The 3,005-nt window shown below is 37.4% G+C and carries 3 protein-coding genes; all 3 read left to right on the top strand.

The annotated features are described in order from the left end of the window. The first annotated feature begins 137 nt into the window (after window positions 1-137). Window positions 138-359, top strand: a complete 222-nt coding sequence (locus HNS38_RS19870; RefSeq protein WP_172346983.1) for a hypothetical protein — start codon at window positions 138-140, stop codon at window positions 357-359. 154 nt (window positions 360-513) lie between these two features. Further along, window positions 514-2,061: an IS21 family transposase gene (gene istA / locus HNS38_RS19865; RefSeq protein ID WP_172346982.1), complete on the top strand. Its 1,548-nt coding sequence runs from the start codon at window positions 514-516 to the stop codon at window positions 2,059-2,061. Window positions 2,062-2,079: 18 nt separating this feature from the next. Then, window positions 2,080-2,826 carry an IS21-like element helper ATPase IstB gene (gene istB / locus HNS38_RS19860; RefSeq protein ID WP_172346981.1) on the top strand — a complete coding sequence of 249 codons (747 nt, stop codon included), beginning with the start codon at window positions 2,080-2,082 and terminating at the stop codon, window positions 2,824-2,826. Window positions 2,827-3,005 lie beyond the last annotated feature (179 nt).

Raw genomic sequence — 3,005 nt, 5'->3', positions numbered from 1 at the left:
TCATGCTGCATTTTTTCTCTAAAATGCTCAGTATATAACGGTGCGAAACTTCAGTCTATTAATAAAGGCAAAGGGCTAAATTACATCATCACAGCCATCATATATAAATGAACATATATGATTACTATATTATAACTATGAAAAAAATAATAAATAAAATTTTCCATCATCCATTAATGAGTATCATTATTGGGAGCATAATAATTGTGCCCCTTACAATTGTACTAAAGGACTATGTAACCAAGCCATTACTTGCTTTTATTTTTTCTGAAGATGATTCAATTAAGGTGGCTATTCAGCACATAGTTTCAATCATAATTGGAAAAAACGCTGAAGTTGACCACCCTTGGCCGATTTAAAATGACCACCCCAGGCCGGACTAAAGTGACCATGCTCGCCGGACCAAACTGACCAGGTCGCGCCGGACCAAACTGACCACCCTAAAAAAGAACTTTCATTACCCGTTGTCGGATCCTATTTTCGAGCTTTTTAACAAACCAAAGAAGCAAGGAAATGGCTAATAACCCAATCGACATGAGTAAAGTAAGAAAAGTATTAATAATGCACTTCCAAGGGAAGTCTAAGAGTTTCATTAGTAAATATTTACACACATCACGTAATACTGTAAGGAAATACATCAATCTCTGCCATTTACTTGGCCTAGATGAAGAGTATATAGGTCAAAAAAGCGATCTTGAGCTAGAAGCTATCTTTGTAAAAGACAATGAGATAAAGATAGATAAGAAGCTGCAAGAAACTTATTCTTTCTTTCCATATATGGAGAAAGAATTAAAAAGACCTGGAGTAACCAGAGCCTTAATTTGGGAAGAGTATCACCAAAAGCATCCAGATGGTTTCCGCTTATCCCAGTTTAAATTGTATTTTAATCGTTGGAGTAAGAAAGTCAATCCTGTCATGCGAATGGATCATAAGGCAGGTGACAAAATGTATATTGATTATGCTGGCAAAAAGCTTCAAATAGTTGATAAACAAACTGGGGAAATTAAAGATGTTGAATTTTATGTAGCCATCTTGGGAGCTAGTCAGTACACTTATGCTGAGGCATCAATGACTCAAAGAAAAGAAGATTTTATCAGGAGTACAGAAAATGCTCTACTCTTTTACAAAGGTGTTCCTGCTGCTATTGTTCCCGATAATCTTAAGTCAGCGGTTACTAAAAGCAATCGTTACGAACCTCAGATAAATAAAGACTTTAATGATTTTGCAGAACACTACGGAACTACCATACTAGCTGCTAGAGCATATAGACCAAAAGATAAGGCTTTAGCAGAAGGAGCTGTAAAAATCCTTTATCGCCGCATTTACAGCAATCTGCGTGAACAAACCTTCTTTTGTCTTAAACAGCTTAATAGAGCTATCTGGGAGCTATTGGAGAAGCATAACAATATGAAGCTTACAGGAAGGCCTCATTCTCGATTAGAGCTTTTCAAAGAGCTTGAGGAAAAGGAACTTGCTCCTTTATCTGTAGAGCGTTTTGAGATTAAAGAAGTAGAGCAGGGAACAGTCATAAAGAATGCGCATATCATGCTAAAAAAGGACAAGCATTACTACAGTGTCCCTTACCAATACATCCAAAAGAAAGTCAAACTAATCTACACTTCAGATCGTGTTGAAATTTATCACAAATACAATCGCATTGCACTTCATAGCAGGAATTACAGGCCTCACAGCTACACTACAAAGGCGGAGCATTTACCCAGTACTCACCAGTTCCTTAGTGACTGGCATCCTCAAAAATTTATCAACTGGGGAAACAATATTGATCCAGCCGTTGCTAAATTTATCACTTTCCTTTTAGAGCAAAAACAGCACCCTGAACAGTCTTATAAAAGCTGCTTAGGCGTGCTCACTATGGAAAAGAAAGTAGGTCGAGAACGATTGATTAATGCTTGCAAACGTGCCTTAGATTATGGGGTTTACAACTATAAAGCTATCGACAATATTCTCAAAAGAAACCTAGACTTATATACTGACATCCAAGATCAAGAATCTACTCTTCCCAATCATAATAACATTCGTGGGGAAGAATATTATCAATAATTAAAAAAAACAATTACAATGAATGAGATTACACTCACACGCATGAAGCAAATGAAGCTTTATGGAATGCATGGCGCCTTTAAAACCGCCATAGAAACAGGTAAAACGGACGACTATTCACAAGATCAGTTCGTGTCTATGCTAACTGATGCAGAATGGGATGACAAAAACAATCGAAGAATCACACGTGCCATTAAAAACGCACGCTTCCATTACAAAGCAACCATCGAAGACATTGTTTATGAGGAAGCTAGGAATATTGATCGTACAAAGCTCTTAAGACTTGCTGAGTGCGACTTTATTACCCGTAGTGAAAACATACTAATCACGGGAAGTACTGGAGCAGGGAAAAGCTACATGGCCACAGCTTTGGGTTATCAAGCATGTATGCAGAGTTTTAAGGTAAGCTATTATAACACTACGAAGCTCTTTGCTAAACTCAAAATAGCAAAAGCAGACGGTTCTTACCTTCGAGAGTTAGCGAAAATACAACGGCAGCACTTAATCATATTAGATGACTTTGGTTTACAGCCACTAGACAGTCAAAATAGAATCACTTTGCTGGAAATAATTGAAGATCGAAATAACACTGGTTCTGTTATAGTTACCTCGCAAGTCCCTGTAAAATCTTGGTATGAAATCATTGGTGAACGCACGGTTGCAGATGCTATTTTAGATCGTTTAATCCATAAGGCACATCGATTAGAACTGGCTGGAGAATCAATGCGAAGAAAACGGAGTAGAATAAATCAAGAAAATCAGTAAATTTGTTTCATTAATGACAACGAAATGAAGTTCTTTTTTTGGTAAAATTAAGGGGGTGGTCAATTTGATCGGCGAAGGGTGGTCACTTTAGTCCGGCCTGGGGTGGTCAATTTGACCGGCGTGTCCACTCATCTCATAGAATACAATTGAAAGGAGAATCTCTAAGAAAAAACAAATTA

Source organism: Lentimicrobium sp. L6 (genome assembly GCF_013166655.1).
Taxonomy (GTDB): domain Bacteria; phylum Bacteroidota; class Bacteroidia; order Bacteroidales; family UBA12170; genus UBA12170.
This window is presented reverse-complemented; position numbering and strand designations above follow the sequence as displayed.

Coding starts and splice junctions, on each gene's coding strand:
- HNS38_RS19870 (WP_172346983.1), top strand. CDS start 138: ATGAAAAAAATAATAAATAAAATTTTCCATCATCCATTAATGAGTATC.
- istA (WP_172346982.1), top strand. CDS start 514: ATGGCTAATAACCCAATCGACATGAGTAAAGTAAGAAAAGTATTAATA.
- istB (WP_172346981.1), top strand. CDS start 2,080: ATGAATGAGATTACACTCACACGCATGAAGCAAATGAAGCTTTATGGA.